Consider the following 15,078-nt stretch of genomic DNA (forward strand, 5'->3'; position numbering starts at 1 on the left):
AATGTGACGCCCGTGAACATGACGCTTGGCCCGGGCTCGACATCAGCCGCGCCCGCAAGGCTGCCGACGACACCCGCGCCCATGCCGTGGAGCAGCTTAAGCAGGTACGCTACTTCTGGAAACAGGCCCGCTGGCTCACCGAACGCTTCCCCGAGGCCAGACTGCGCGACGTGGAAGGACTGGTCAAGCTGGTGGACCTGGCCGAGATCGAAGCCAACGACTGGAGCCTCACCCCCGGCCGCTATGTCGGCATCGCACCGGAAGAAGAGGACGAGGATTTCGATTTCGAAGAGGCCATGCGCGACATCCATGTGGAACTGGAGGACCTGAACGCCGAAGCGGTGCAGTTGGCTGCAACCATCAAAAAGAATTTCGAGGAACTGGGGATATGACCATCGCCGAACTGCGCCGCTCCGTCGAGGGTGTCTCCTTCGACGAAATGCCCATGCCGGAGTTGTCTGCCGGCGATCTGGATATCGCTGCCGTACAGGCGGCTTTTGGCACCCTCCGGGAGTTGGATGAGCAGACCCTGTTGACTTTGAAATTGCTGGCTCGACACCAAAATCGTCTTGTGCCAACCAGGGGAGCGGTTTTGCTTTTCGGCAAAAATCGTACGCAACACTTTCCCGATGTCTGGATTCAGTGCGGTCGTTTTTTCGGCACCGAAAAGATCGACATTTTTGATCATCGCGATATCAACATGCCACTGCCCAAGACCGTGGAAGAGGTGATGCTGTTTCTGAAAAAGCATGCCTATCGCGGCGCGGATCTCTCCGAGGTGCGCCGCAGGGATGTCTGGAGTATCCCGCTGGGGATTTTGCGCGAGGTGATCATCAATGCCTTGGTGCATAGTGACTTCTCGCAACGCGGTGCTCCCATCCGGGTCGTTTTTCTCGATGACCGCATCGAAGTGGAGAGCATGGGGATTCTTCTGCCCGGTCTGACCGTTGAGGAGATGAAACAGGGCACCTCTCGCATCAGGAATCCGGTCATTGCCCGCGTTTTCAAGGAACTGGGCTTGATTGAACAGTGGGGCACCGGAGTGCGTCGTATTTTTGCCGAAGCCCAGGAGCTGGGCCTGCCGGAACCCAAAATTGAGGAGATCGCCCTGCGCCTGCGCTTCACGGTTTATCTGGCTGAAACGCATCCCATAAAAAAAGAGAAGTCGGATATGCCGGCAACCCAACAAGTAACCGAACAAGTAACCGAACAAGTAAAGCGATTGCTATCCGTCCTGAAAGAGAGAGAATTGGCAAGCAAGGAGGCAATGTTGGCGTTGCACCTTAATCACCGGCCAACTTTTCTATATGATTATCTGCAACCCGCGTTGTCCATCGGCCTTGTCGAAATGACCCAACCCGATTCGCCCCGCAGCCCGACGCAGAAATATCGCTTGACCACACGCGGTAAGCAGGTGCTGGAGGACGTGAAATGAACAGGGGTGAAACAGGCTGTTTCGCTTTTGATGCAAAGGGGGCTGGTATCATTATAGGACTGGAGGGCCTGAACGCCGAGGCGGTGCAACTGGCGGTGACGATTAAAAGGAATTTCGAGGTGGAAGTATGAGTTGGAAACTAAAGAGCCTCGATGAATTGGGATTTGTTAGTCGGGGGCGATCTCGACACAGACCCCGCGATGCTGCCCACCTCTACGGCGGACCGCATCCATTTGTACAAACGGGAGATGTGAAACACGCGGGGCTGTATCTAACCAACTATACCCAGACTTACAGTGAAGACGGGTTGGTGCAAAGCCGTATGTGGCCCGCAGGCACGCTGTGTATCACCATTGCGGCCAATATCGCTGATACTGCGATTCTTGGTTTCGATGCGTGTTTTCCGGACAGTGTGATTGGTTTTATCCCCGACAAACAGAAGGCAGATGCACGTTTCATCAAGTACCTGTTCGACACATTATTACAACGCAAGTATAAGCAATTTACACAGGGGGCTGCCCAGGATAATCTGAGTCAAGCCAAACTCCTATCGTTGAGGTTTCCGATACCAGGAATCACCGAACAGAAGCTGATTGCTGATAAAATCTCCGCCTACGACGACCTGATCGAGAACAACCGGCGGCGGATTCAGTTGCTGGAGCAGGCGGCACGTCTGCTTTACAAGGAATGGTTCGTCCACCTCCGCTTCCCCGGCCACGAACACAGCAAAATTGTGGATGGCGTACCAGAAGGATGGGAACAACGAAACCTTCAAGAAATAGCGACCATACAAAAAGGTAAGAACATAACGAAGGATATGACCGAAGACGGAGTTGTCCCAGTTGTTGCGGGAGGATTGAAGCCAGCTTATTATCACAACGTGGCAAACACTACAGGATCTGTCATAACAGTCAGCGCATCTGGAGCCAATGCAGGGCATGTGGCTCTTTACCATCAAGATATTTGGGCATCTGACTGCTCCTATTTGAGTAGCAGTGACAATCCAGAAATTTGGTTTTTCTATCTTGCCATGGTTTACCGTCAGCCCGAAATTACCAGGATGCAACAGGGCGCAGCACAACCGCATGTTTATCCAAAGCATTTAATGCGTCTTAGCATTCTTTATCCACCCCAAATTTTGCGGAATCTTTTTCATGGTACTGTAGAGCCAATATTTCTACAGATTGCCAACCATGAAAAGCAAATTGACAATCTTGCCAAAGCCCGAGACCTCCTCCTGCCCAAACTGATGAACGGTGAGGTGGAGGTATGAGCAACTATCCCCGTATTGAATGGACGCACAAACACGCGCCTCAACGGGTGACCCGAGGAAATCCGGGAGCAATAATCGAATATGGCCTGAAAATGTGGATGGCACAAATGATGTTGAAGCAAAGACAACGAAGAAATTCGGAATTTCCGAATTTCAATCGGACGGAGCATCCAGCGTGAGGAGAGCCTGAAAGAATTGGCAGAGGTAAAAGAACATTACACCTGAAGATTCATTGAAACCCCACACGACGTCGGGTAAGTGTCGGGATAACGTCGGGAAAGATTTCGTTGCCTGTCGGGAAAAGCTTCCGTCACCATTCCCGGCTGGCGGAATTGATCGGTATTACCGAGCGAAAGAGATGGATTATTGCGACGGATCGGCGGGAGGAAGGAAGGATACTGGGAGGTAATTGAATGACACCTGCCCCCTACACCGAAGACACCCTGGTTCAGCAGACCACTGCCGAGTATCTGGAGCGGGAACTGGGCTGGGAGTCGGTGTACGCCTACAACAACGAGAACTTCGGGCCGGACAGCCTGCTGGGCCGGGAATCAGACCGCGAGGTGGTATTGACCCGCACCCTGCGGGCCAAGATTGAAGAACTCAATCCCGGCCTGCCCACCACAGCCTATGAGGATGCTGTCCGCCGGATCGTTACGGTCTCCGCCTCCCAGAACATGGCCGCCACCAACTGTGAAAAGTACGAATTGATCAAGGAGGGAACGCAGGTCACCTTTCGCAATACCAAGGGCGAACGGGTGCGGCAACGCCTACGCATCTTTGACTTCGACGAGCCTACAAACAACCACTTCCTCTGTGTGCGGGAACTGTGGGTGCGCGGTGACCTCTACCGACGTCGGGCGGACATCGTCGGCTTTGTCAACGGTCTGCCGCTGTTGTTCATGGAGTTGAAGAACGTCAGCAAGGACATTCGCGCCGCTTACGAGCAGAACTTTCTGGATTACAAGGACACGGTCCCGCATCTGTTCCATCACAACGCTTTTGTCGTGCTGGCCAACGGCGTGGATGCTAAGCTTGGCTCGCTCACCAGCCGGTTCGAGCATTTCCACGAATGGAAACGACTGGCCGAAAATGAGCCGGGCGTGGTGGCCATGGAGACCCTTCTCAAAGGGATGTGCGCGAAAGCCAATTTTCTGGACCTGGTGGAGAACTTCATTGTTTTCGATGACTCGGCCGGAGAGTCGAGAAAGATTCTGGCTCGCAACCATCAGTTTCTGGGCGTCAATCGGGCCATCGAGGCGGTCCGCGACAGGAAGAACCGAAACGGCAAGTTGGGGGTGTTCTGGCATACCCAGGGCTCTGGCAAGAGTTATTCCATGGTCTTTTTCACCCGCAAGGTGCATCGCAAACTGGGCGGCAACTTCACCTTTCTGATCCTCACCGACCGTGAAGACCTGGACACACAAATTTACAAAACCTTTGCCGGATGCGGCGTGGTGGACAACGACCGTGACCCGTGCCGGGCTGCAAGCGGTGAGCATCTTGCCCAGTTGCTGGCCCTGCACAAGTCGCATGTCTTTTCGCTGATCCAGAAATTCAATCAGGCCGTGGTCAAAGGGGAGCCCTACTCCCAACGCGACGACCTCATCGTCATCACCGACGAGGCCCATCGCACCCAGTACGGCACCCTGGCCCTCAACATGCGCAACGCCCTGCCCAACGCCGGCTACATCGGATTCACCGGCACGCCACTGTTCAAGGACGACGAGATCACCCGGCGAGTCTTCGGCGATTACGTCTCGACCTATGATTTCCAGCGAGCCGTGGAGGACAAGGCCACGGTGCCGCTGTATTACGATGCGCGTGGCGATAAGCTCGGCGTGGCTGTCGGCGATCTGAACGAGCGGATTGCCGAGAAACTGGAAGAACTGGAGACAGGTAATATCGATGTGGAGCAGCGCCTGGAACAAGATCTCAAGCGCGATTATCATATCATTACGGCCGGGAAACGTCTTGACCAGGTGGCCCGCGATTTTGTCCGGCATTACTCCACAGCGTGGGAAACCGGTAAGGCCATGCTGGTCTGCATCGACAAAATCACCTGCGTCCGCATGCACAAGCTGATCGAGTTCTATTGGAACGAGAGAATCGGCGAGCTGGAAGCGCAATTGCTCAAGGCCACGGATGAGCAGGATGAACAGTATCGGTGGCGCCGCATCCAGTGGATGCGGCAGACACAGATGGCGGTGGTAATCAGTGAGGAGCAGGGCGAGGTCGAGAAGTTTCGCAAATGGGATCTGGATATCACCCCGCACCGCCGCCTGATCAAGGAGGGCATCGACCTGTCCGAGGCGATGCGGAAACAGCCGCACTTCCAGAACATGCAGCGACTGCCCTTGGACGAGGCGTTCAAGGCCGAAGAACACCCCTTTCGCGTGGCCATCGTCTGTGCCATGTGGCTGACCGGCTTTGATGTTCCCAGCCTCTCGATCTTGTATCTCGACAAGCCGCTCAAGGCGCACACCCTGATGCAGGCCATTGCCCGGGCCAACCGGGTTAACGAAGGCAAGAACAACGGGATGATTGTGGATTACTGCGGTATTTTGAAGAACCTGCGCAAGGCGCTGGCAACCTTTGCCGGGACAGGCGATGACGGGCGCGGTGGCGATGGGGACGAAACCGAACCGGCCAGGCCCGAGGAGGAATTGCTGGCCGATCTCGCGGAGGCGATTTCGATGGTGAGAGAGTTCATGGAAGAGCGCAAAGCCTCCCTGGACGACATCATTCAAAAAACCGGCTTTGCCCGGAATGCAGCAATATGGGCGGCGAAAGAAGCGGCCAATGCAAATGATAAGACGAGAAAACGTTTCGAGATAATGAGCCGGGCAGTGTTTTCGAAATTTAAAGCCTGCATCACCATTGAAAGCATTGATGATTATCGCAACGACTACGAAGCGATCAATATCATCTATAAAAGCCTTCAGCAGGACCGCGATCAGGCGGACATTGCCGATATCCTCCGGGATTTGCACCGGATCGTTGATGAGACGATTGAAACCCAGCCGGAACAAATTGATGAGCCCTTTGAAGCTTATGATATCAGCAAGATCGATTTTGACCGCTTGCGCCGGGAGTTCGAACGCAGCCCGGCCAAGCGCACCACCGTGCAGAATCTGAAAGCTGCCATAGAAGAACGTCTGCACCGCCTGCTCCAACAAAATCCGCTGCGGACCGATTTCCAGAAGCACTATGAGGAGATCGTCGCCGAGTACAACCGTGAAAAAGATCGCTTGACCATAGAGAAGACCTTTGAAGCGCTTCTCAAACTCATAGAAGAGATGGACGATGAAGAGAGGCGCGCGGTGCGAGAAGGACTGACAGAAGAAACCCTGGCTATCGTTGATCTCCTCAAAAAGCCGGAGCTGACCGCCGCAGAGAGCAAACGCATCAAGGCCGTGGCCGTCGACCTGCTTAAAACCCTCAAGGCGGAAAAACTGCGGATCAATCATTGGCGTGACAAGGAATCCACCCGGGACGCCGTTCGGCTGACGATTCATGATTTTCTCTGGAGCGAACAAACCGGGTTGCCGGAAGCTTATTCAGAAGAGGACGTACGGGACAGGACGGAAGCGGTTTTCGTGCATGTGTTTCGGGCGTACCCAACGGTGCCGTCACCGTACTACGCCAACATGGCGTCATAGGGCGTATCGCAAGGAAGGTATGAGCTTTTCATTCACGTCTGAAGCTCTTCGCAGATCCCACTTCCATCATCCGCTGTGTCAACCAATGGAGCGTCGGATACAAAGGCCCCGGTTCTCCCCTTTTTGAAGGGGGCCTTTTCTTTTTTATTCGGGAAAGGTATGATTGATATGTGCATTTTTCTCTCGGATAGAGGCCTTATGGGGAGGTTGAAGAGGTGTATTGTTATCAGAATCCTCTGACCGTCATTGTCTGATCGCGGGTGCAGTCCACTATTCATGAAATATCACGATCAAATCTACACCGTGAAAGGAGGCTGAAAAATGAAAATGTTTTACGTTATTTATCCGGATTACTTCGATGAACTCATGACAAAAGCCATTAAGAGAGCTGGTTACAAACAGTATACGAAAATGCACGGTCTGACGGGTGAAGGCGAAGAATCGGAGGCGAAGTTGGGTACGAGTTACTCACCTGGAAGGAACAAAACCCTTTTAATGGCCGTGGACGATAACGAGATTCCTCGACTTCTGGAAATGATGCGGGAACTGAGGGCGGAGCATCCCAAAGCGGGTTTTCGGGCGTTTACTTTTCCCCTGGAAGAATGTGTTTAAAAGTACCCTTGCCCGAATTGCCCTTTTTAGGAGTCGGATTGTCTTCACCGGAACCGACCCCGTTTCTGATTGATCATCAGGGCGCCTTTTTCCCCGCGTCCGTATTTTTGTCCCGAACCTCGGTCAATTTATCCGCTTCGGTTATCCACCCCCCTCCCATGGCTTTGTAAATATTGACCAGAGAGGCAAAAAGCGAAGCCCGGTACATGACATAATTGAGCTGGGCGGGGAACGACTGTTCCTCGGCCTGAAGTACGGTGGAATAGGGGGCATAACCGCCGTCGTACAGAAGTTTCGACAGCCGCGTATACTCGCCGGCGGCGTCGACCAGCCTCTTCTGGGCCTGAAGTTGCTCGATGATTTTGCTGCGCGTGGCCAGCGCGTTTTCCACATCGGAAAAGGCGTTTTGAATGGAGAGTTCATAGGCCAGAAGAGCCGCTTTATGGGCGGCCTCCGCCTGTTGAACCTGACCGGAAACAGCCCCGGCGGTAAAGATCGGACCCGTAATGGTTCCTCCATAGTTCCATGTTCGGGCCGGGCTCTTGAAAAGGTCGGATAGGTGTCCGCTGGCTTGACCATATCCGGCAGTCAGTGAAATGGTCGGAAAATAAAGGGTCCGGGCGGCGCCGATCTGAGCGTTTGCGGCAATGAGGTTTTGTTCAGCCTGCATGATATCGGGCCGATTGGCCAGCAGTTCCGACGGCAGATCTGCCGGAACCTCGGGCAGGGCAAGCTCGCCGAGGGTCCGGCCGCGTGAAACCGGACCCGGGTTGCGCCCGAGCAATAGGGACAGGGCGTTTTCAATGTGTACAATCTGTGATTCGATTTGCGGTATGGTGGCCGCCGCAGTTTCGTAACGCGTCCTCGCCTGCTCGACGGTCATCCGGGAAACCTGGCCGTATTTATGCTGGAGCTCGAAAAGGCGAACCGATTCCCCATAGGATGCCAGGTTTTGACGGGCAATCGCCAGTTGTTCATCAAGGCCGCAAAGCTCGAAGTAATTCGTTGCCGCCAGGGCAACGACGGACAGGATTATCCCACGACGCGCTTCTTCGGTACCCAGCAGGTTGGCCCTGGCCGCCTCGGACAGACGCCGTACACGTCCCCAGAGATCGATTTCCCATGTGGCGCCGGCAAAAACCTGATACGCTTCCTGGGGGTTAGGCACGCTGCCGGGCAAGGGGGCGGCGTTCTCTTCACTCAAACGCTGGCGGGCGCCACTCCCGTTGTAACTGGCCTGCGGAAACAGGGGGGATCTCACCTGGGTGAGCATGCCCGCGGCCTGTTCGACGTTGGCCGCGGCGATTCTGATGTCTTTGTTGTTCCCGAGCGCTTCCTCGATCAGAGTATCGAGTACCGGGTCATGAAACTGCTTCCACCAGAGGGTGTTTGCCGAATCCCGGGCTTCCTTCACGCCATAGCGATAAACCTCCGGTGAGTTAACGGCAGGTCGGGAATAGTCGGGGCCGGCCATGCAACCCGTCAGCAGAAGCGTGCAGAAAATCAGAAAAAACCGGCGCATGTCAGGATCCCCCTTCAGGATGTGATGGGGGTTTCTCCTCTATTCCGTTGGAGGCCGTGTCTTCCCCCTCCGGAGGCGATATGCCCGTCTTTTTTTTGCTCCGTTCGTGAAGCCGGTCGAACAGATAGAAGAACAGGGGCACATAAAGCATGGCCAGGGTGGTTTCCCCGATCATGCCGCCAATGATTCCGGTTCCGATGGAATGACGGGCATTGGCGCCGGCGCCCGTGGCAATGGCGAGAGGCAACACGCCGCAGATGAAGGCCAGGGAGGTCATGATGATGGGACGCAGTCTTTCCTCACCGGCCCGGATGGTGGCCTCCATGATGGACAATCCCTGCTTGCGGAGTTCCACGGCAAAGCTGACCCGCAAAACCGCATTTTTGGCGCCCAGTCCAATAAGCACAAGCATCCCGATTTGCAAATAGACGTCGTTGTGCAGACCCCGCATCCAGTTAAACGCCAGGGCTCCGAGAATGCCGAAGGGAACCGCCGTCATGACGGAACCCGGCAGGGTCCAGGACTCAAACTGGGCCGCCAGGACGAGGAACACGATGATCAAGCCGAAGACAAAGGCGACCGCCGAGGTGGCCCCTGATTTCTTTTCCTCAAAGGCCATGCCGGACCAGGAGAAAGCAAAACCCTGCGGCAAAACTTCGCGGGCCACTTCCTCCATGGCCTGGATTGCCTCGCCGGAACTGTATCCCATAGCGGGATTTCCAGTTACCTGTCCCGCGGGAAAACCGTTGAAGTGAGGCAGAAGATCCGGACCGCTGGTGTAATGAGTGGAAACAACCGCGGAAAGAGGGACCATCTCCCCGCTTTTCGACCGTGTATAAAGTCGGTTTACATCGGAGGGGTCCTGGCGATACGGGGCGTCGGATTGAAGAATGACATCCCAGATTCGGCTGTACTGATTGTACTGGCTGACCTTAAGCGAGCCGAACTGGGTCTGGAGGGCGCTGTACACGTCCTGCACCGGTACGTCGAGCAGCACCGCTTTTTCACGGTCCACGTCGACCCGCAATTGCTGTGACGATGAGCGGAACATGCTGTTCAGGTCGCTCAGTTCAGGACGTTTTCGTGCCTCATCCAGGAATTTTTGAATCAAATCGTAAAGCATTGCCGGATCACCGGACTCCCTGTCCTGGATCCAGAATTCAAAACCGCCGGTGGTGCCGATACCGGGGATAGCAGGCGGCGCAATGGGGATGATTTTGCCCGTTTTGATCGTCTGAGCGCCTTCATAAACGGACAACAGAACGGCTCCGGCATTTTCTTTGAATGCTTTTTTCAAGGAACCGTAGCGTTCCTTAAAGTCTTTCAACGTAACAAAAAAGGTCGCCGCGTTCGTCTTATATTGACCGTCGATCAGGCTGTAGCCGGTGATGGCCGTCCGGTTCTCGACCGCCGGATTTTTGGCGAACAGGCTGTCCAGATCCTCGGCGGTCTCGGCCGTTCTTCCCAGCCCGGCGGCATCGGGCATGACCAAGGCGGCCAGCACGTATCCCTGGTCCTCGTTTGGAACAAAGCCGGTGGGAATCGTCAGAAACAGGTGAACGAGGGCCCAGATGAAGAAAAAAAGCAGAATGAAGGCCGGGACCATGCGCTTGATGATCAGGGTCACCGCATGGCCGAAGGCCAGGGTGATGCGGTCGACCTGACGGTTGAACCATGCAAAGAACCCTTTCCGCGGTTTTTCCGTATGCTTGAGCATGAGCGCGCACATGGCCGGTGTCAGCGTCAAGGCCACGAAACCGGAAAGGGCGACGGAAATCACGATCGTCACCGCAAACTGTTTATAAAGCTGTCCCGTGGTGCCGGGCAAAAAGGCGGCGGGGATAAAAACCGAAGCCATAACCAGCACCACCGCCACGAGGGAACTTCCGATTTCCTCCATGGCCTTGATGGTCGCTTCCTTCGGCGGTAGATGTTTTTTCGTCATGTTCCTCTCGACATTCTCCACCACCACGATGGCATCGTCCACAACCATACCGATGGCGAGGATAAGGCCGAAGAGGGTTAAGAGGTTGACGGAAAAACCCAGGGCGAGCATGCCGGTGAAGGTCCCGATCAATGACACCAGAATGGCCACCGTGCAGATGATCGTGGAACGGAAGCTTTGCAGAAAAAGATAGACCACCAGCAGGACCAAAATGATTGCTTCAATCAGGGTGTGGATGACTTCTTTTATGGAAATCCTTACAAAGTCGGCCGTATCCAGCGCGATCACGTATTCGATACCTTCAGGCATCGTCTTTTTCAGGTCCTGCATGGTTTCGCGTACGGCCGCGGACACGTCGAGGCCGTTCGAGCCCGGTTGCTGGTAGACGGCAATAAATGTTGCGGGGTCATTGTTGAGCTTGCTTTCCGTGATGTACTGCTTCCGCCCGACCTCGACACGGGCGATGTCCTTGATACGAACAATGGCGCTTTCTTCCCGACTGCCCCGTAAGATGATGTTTTCATATTGTGACGGCTGGGAAAACTGCGGCGGGGTGACGACCGGGAAGTTTTGCTGGACGAAGCCCTCCGTCGGCTGCTGGCCGATCTGGCCGGCCCCAAACAGGGCGTTTTGATAAGCGACCGCCTGCTGAACATCCGCGGTGGTGATGCCGAGAGACGCCATGCGATCAGGATTCATCCAGATGCGCATGGCCTGATCGGCCACACCGAGGATGCCGGCCTGTCCGGCGCCATCGATTCTTTTAATGGCGTCAAGGACATAGACATTGGCGTAATTATCCACATATTCGGGCTTATAACGGCCGTCTTTGTTGTACAGAGCCAGAATCATCAGAATGCTGGATGATTGCTTATATACGGAGACTCCGTTTTGTACCACGGCGTCGGGTAATTGGGGGGTGGCCAGATTTACCCTGTTTTGCACCTGGACCTGGGCAATATCGGGATCCGTATCGAGGGTGAAAGAAACAACCAGGGTCAACTGGCCGGCGCTGGAACTGGTCGATGTCATGTAGAGCATGTTGTCGACACCGTTTATCTGGGCTTCCAGCGGAGCAGCCACCGCGTCGGCCACGGTTTTTGAATCGGCGCCGGGGTAGAATGCAGAAACGATTATCTGAACGGGGGTGATCGACGGGTACTGGGCGACGGGCAGGCATCTTATCGAGATCAGGCCGGCTATGACGATTATGAGAGAAATGACTGTGGCGAAAATCGGTCGCTCGATGAAGAACCTGGAGAACATGAACCGGACCTCTACTATACGCCTTTTTTGATGTTTCTAACGATTATCCTCTATCCTCTGTGACCGGCTTTTCTTTGTATATCTGTGCCTTGACTTTCATACGGGGAAGCAACCCCAGGCCGCCCTCGACGACCACCCGTTCACCGGCCCTCAAGCCGTCATTGATAAACCAGTTGCTGCCGTGCCATTCACCAACTTCGACAGGTCGGGGATCGACCTTGTCGTCGGGATTGACCACCCAGACAAAGTGCCCCTTGGTCCCCATCTGGACTGCCTGCTGGGGCACCTGGATCGCCGCGGGCCGGATGACACCCTTTAACCGCACACGTACATACTGGTTCGGCCGTAAAACACCGTCAGGATTTGGGATGCTGGCACGGTTCAGGAAAGTGCCTGATTTTTCATCGTACATCGGATCGGCAAACGTGACCCATCCCGTGTAGGGGTAGACCGTTCCGTCAACGAGGATGATCTCCGTTTCGTAACGGTCCGGGGCCGGGGGTTTCAGCAAACCCTTGCCGACGGCCGCGTGAAAATTCTGCATTTCGTTTTCCGATACGCTGAAGTTGACCCATATGGGAGAGAGTACCATGACCGTCGTGAGCTGATTGTCCTGGGCGCTGATGTACGCCCCTTCCTGCTGCAGGGCAGCGCTGGTGATCCCGTCGATGGGGGACGTAATGGTGCAATAGGACAGGTTGAGTCTGGCCGATTCAACCTGGGCCTTTGCCTGTTCGACTTCGGCCGCGGCGGATTGGGCACGGCTGGTTGCGTCGTCGAGATCCTTTCTTGACAGGGCGTCCAACTCCGTCAGCGGTTTGACACGGGCTAGGTTGGCCTGTGCCACTTCCAGCGCGGCTTGTTGCTTGGCAAGGGCGGCCTCGGCCTGGTCGAGCTGGACCCGGAAGGGTTTGGGATCCATTTCAAAGAGAACCTGACCCGCCTTAACCATAGCTCCTTCACTGTATACGCGTTTGTTAAGGAACCCGTTGATGCGCGCGCGGATTTCTACCTGATGAGAACTATGGGTCTGGCCCACGAAGGTGAAGACAACGGGCATGTCGCCGGGGACAATCTCAATGACGGAGACTTCGGGCGGAACGTTTGGTTGAACCTTGCTTTCCTGGTGGCAACCGATGAAAAAGGGAATGCATATCAGAATGACCCATAAAACAATTGGAATGAAAGGCATGTCCACAGAGGAGTAACGGGAAAAGACTTTTTTTAAACGCATGATTTCACTCTTCGCTGAAATTACGATTCAAAATAAACCGCTGACTCCTACAGACTCATGTTGGATTCAGTCGGAAAAACCCGATCAGTGCGATGCGAGGGGTTTGGCTCCGATGCCTAAGGCAGATTAAAGGGTGCTGATTTGTCGTGAACTATAGGGAGAAATATTCGGTGTGTCAACGAAATATTGGCCTTGAAAGAGGGATTTGCCGACATGGTTGTGGCCGGGATATGCCCACCCCAAGGGAGCCATGCCCGGCCTACGGAAAGGCCGTCTAAAGTCTCGGTGGCGTTCAAAAGGTTTGGCAAAACGATCTATCGACAAAGGCCAATTAAAGTAATCGATAAATCGTCCGATATATTAAACAGTCCGAGACAAAGAAGAAGAGTAAGCAGTTAAAGTCTGGTAATTGTTGCAGAATATCTTGTAACTTGCCACAGGGACACTACCTTTAGTATCCATTATTCGGAAATCATGAACAAAATCTATGGACTAGATTAGCCAGGAAAGGAGAAGTAAGACATGATGGAATCAAAAGAAAAGAGGGCTGCGAGTAAAGCCATGTTTCTTTGTTTTTACTTTTGGCCTCTGCCCCTTATAAGCGGTTTACTCTGTAATTGGGCTGAAAAGAAGATGATCGAATCAATTTTAAATCATAACGGAATTCTTGATGAAAGACTCCCGCCAAAAATATTTTGGTACTTCCAAAGGAATAATCTTAAGGTTTTCATTGGTTCCTATTTCCCTTGGGTAGGAATCTTCTGTCAGCTTTATAACGTGGTAAAATTATCGAAATTCACTGCGCTTTGTGCCCGGGAAAAACTTGAATGGAAGAATCGTAGGGCCGTATTTAAACTAATAGACCAGCGGATATAACTCTCCCCAGAAACTGGACAGGGCAATAAGGTGCATGTTAGCCTGCCGATATCAGAAGGAGGTATGGCATGGCAGGCAACATACGCAGGCGTCACGACGCCGCTTTCAAGGCGCGAGTGGCCTTGGAAGCACTCCGAGGAGAGAAGACCATAGCCCAGATCGCTTCGGAATACGGTGTCCACCCCAACCAGATCCGCCAATGGCGGCAGAAGCTGCTTGAGGAGCTGCCGCAGCTTTTTTCGGACCGCCGCAAAAGCGCTGAGAAGGACGGGGAAGAGCTGCAGGCGGAACTCTATCGCCAGATCGGGCAGCTCAAGGTGGAGTTGGACTGGCAATCCCAGATGCTGGCATTCTGTGTGCAGGCCCTGGAAAAAGCACTGATCCTTTCGAAGCCGGAGATTTTCAACATGGATCAGGGGGTACAGTTCACGGCAGCGGATTTTATCAGTCGCTTCCAAGGCCATAACATCCAGATCAGCATGGACGGCCGGGGCCGGGTCTATGACAACATCTTCGTCGAGAGACTCTGGAGAACCGTCAAATACGAAGAAGTCTATCTTCATGATTACCGCAGCGTTTCGGAAGCCCACGGCCGTTTGACCGCTTATTTCCAGTTTTACAACACAGAGAGGATTCATGAGGCTTTAGGATACCGGACACCCTTCGAGGTCTATTCCGGCAAACCGCTTAACTTTAACCCTGTGCAGGCTTACCCGAATTTGCACCTTAAACAAGCCCGTTTTCTGTCTTGACTATGGGGAGTGGCTTACGGAGCGCAGCGATCGGGTGTATTGCTTTTGTTAGACATTCTATGATTCTGGCATAAATGTCTCAATTATACAAAGCACAAAAAGCACGCCTCCAACCACTACGCCTGCCCAGTTCCAGCCGGAAAACTTTTCATTGTTTTTGAAATGAGGATTTAAGTTTTTATTGATATTTAACGCAACACTATTGGCAGGAATAAGCAATGCAAATCTGAGAAATGAGAAAAGCCAATATGGATCAGGCAATCTCCATAAGGAATGTATAATATGTAAAAATCAACCTCTTCCCGGACAGTCAGTTACTCTTCGGCGAGGCAGTTTACACCACCTGTTCTTGTTTTGTTAGCTCTTTGGCAGCAAGAGCCGCTTCAATCGTTTCAATGGGTCGTCTGCCCATGTTGCGATAGCCCCGGTGAGGCCTTTCGTAATTGTAGTGATGGAGCCATCTGTCCAGATTCTCCTGTAGTTCCTCCACGGAGGTGTAGA

At 53.8% G+C, this 15,078-nt stretch carries 10 protein-coding genes and 1 pseudogene; 7 read left to right on the forward strand and 4 right to left on the reverse strand.

The window, feature by feature from the left end; all coding sequences use genetic code 11:
• The 5 genes from GX147_03410 to GX147_03430 form a co-directional block, all read left to right on the forward strand.
• The coding region (locus GX147_03410; GenBank protein ID NLN59752.1) for an SAM-dependent DNA methyltransferase at positions 1-392 on the forward strand (392 nt) is incomplete at its 5' end.
• On the forward strand, positions 389-1,435 hold the full coding sequence (locus tag GX147_03415) for an AAA family ATPase (protein NLN59753.1): 1,047 nt from the start codon (positions 389-391) through the stop codon (positions 1,433-1,435). The genes GX147_03410 and GX147_03415, both read left to right, overlap by 4 nt.
• 127 nt (positions 1,436-1,562) lie before the next feature.
• On the forward strand, positions 1,563-2,708 hold the full coding sequence (locus tag GX147_03420; GenBank protein ID NLN59754.1) for a restriction endonuclease subunit S: 1,146 nt from the start codon (positions 1,563-1,565) through the stop codon (positions 2,706-2,708).
• 413 nt (positions 2,709-3,121) lie between these two features.
• Positions 3,122-6,370, forward strand: coding sequence for a type I restriction endonuclease subunit R (locus tag GX147_03425; GenBank protein NLN59755.1), 3,249 nt, complete (start codon positions 3,122-3,124; stop codon positions 6,368-6,370).
• A gap of 321 nt (positions 6,371-6,691) precedes the next feature.
• Positions 6,692-6,982 carry a hypothetical protein gene (locus GX147_03430; GenBank protein ID NLN59756.1) on the forward strand — a complete coding sequence of 97 codons (291 nt, stop codon included), beginning with the start codon at positions 6,692-6,694 and terminating at the stop codon, positions 6,980-6,982.
• A gap of 76 nt (positions 6,983-7,058) precedes the next feature.
• Here GX147_03430 and GX147_03435 read toward each other — a convergent pair whose 3' ends face one another.
• From GX147_03435 to GX147_03445, 3 genes are read right to left on the reverse strand one after another with little or no spacing between them, the layout of a single operon-like run.
• Positions 7,059-8,504: an efflux transporter outer membrane subunit gene (locus tag GX147_03435; protein NLN59757.1), complete on the reverse strand. Its 1,446-nt coding sequence runs from the start codon at positions 8,502-8,504 to the stop codon at positions 7,059-7,061.
• A gap of 1 nt (position 8,505) precedes the next feature.
• Positions 8,506-11,715, reverse strand: a complete 3,210-nt coding sequence (locus tag GX147_03440) for a multidrug efflux RND transporter permease subunit (protein ID NLN59758.1) — start codon at positions 11,713-11,715, stop codon at positions 8,506-8,508.
• Between the two features lie 43 nt (positions 11,716-11,758).
• Complete coding sequence (locus GX147_03445; GenBank protein ID NLN59759.1) at positions 11,759-12,949, reverse strand: efflux RND transporter periplasmic adaptor subunit; 1,191 nt, start codon at positions 12,947-12,949, stop codon at positions 11,759-11,761.
• Positions 12,950-13,471: 522 nt separating this feature from the next.
• Between GX147_03445 and GX147_03450 the strand changes: the two genes are divergently transcribed.
• On the forward strand, positions 13,472-13,825 hold the full coding sequence (locus GX147_03450) for a hypothetical protein (GenBank protein ID NLN59760.1): 354 nt from the start codon (positions 13,472-13,474) through the stop codon (positions 13,823-13,825).
• Positions 13,826-13,893: 68 nt separating this feature from the next.
• A pseudogene (locus GX147_03455) lies at positions 13,894-14,499 on the forward strand (IS481 family transposase).
• A 412-nt stretch (positions 14,500-14,911) separates the two neighbouring features.
• Here the strand turns inward: GX147_03455 and GX147_03460 are convergent.
• Positions 14,912-15,078, reverse strand: a 167-nt coding sequence (locus GX147_03460) for a transposase (GenBank protein ID NLN59761.1), incomplete at its 5' end; no start/stop codon positions are given.

The organism is Deltaproteobacteria bacterium (assembly GCA_012522415.1).
Lineage (GTDB): Bacteria > Desulfobacterota > Syntrophia > Syntrophales > JAAYKM01 > JAAYKM01.

Bases quoted from the DNA above. Each gene is read 5' to 3' on its own strand.
- GX147_03445 (NLN59759.1), bottom strand. From the start codon at position 12,949: ATGCGTTTAAAAAAAGTCTTTTCCCGTTACTCCTCTGTGGACATGCCT.
- GX147_03415 (NLN59753.1), top strand. From the start codon at position 389: ATGACCATCGCCGAACTGCGCCGCTCCGTCGAGGGTGTCTCCTTCGAC.
- GX147_03430 (NLN59756.1), top strand. From the start codon at position 6,692: ATGAAAATGTTTTACGTTATTTATCCGGATTACTTCGATGAACTCATG.
- GX147_03425 (NLN59755.1), top strand. From the start codon at position 3,122: ATGACACCTGCCCCCTACACCGAAGACACCCTGGTTCAGCAGACCACT.
- GX147_03420 (NLN59754.1), top strand. From the start codon at position 1,563: ATGAGTTGGAAACTAAAGAGCCTCGATGAATTGGGATTTGTTAGTCGG.
- GX147_03440 (NLN59758.1), bottom strand. From the start codon at position 11,715: ATGTTCTCCAGGTTCTTCATCGAGCGACCGATTTTCGCCACAGTCATT.
- GX147_03435 (NLN59757.1), bottom strand. From the start codon at position 8,504: ATGCGCCGGTTTTTTCTGATTTTCTGCACGCTTCTGCTGACGGGTTGC.
- GX147_03450 (NLN59760.1), top strand. From the start codon at position 13,472: ATGATGGAATCAAAAGAAAAGAGGGCTGCGAGTAAAGCCATGTTTCTT.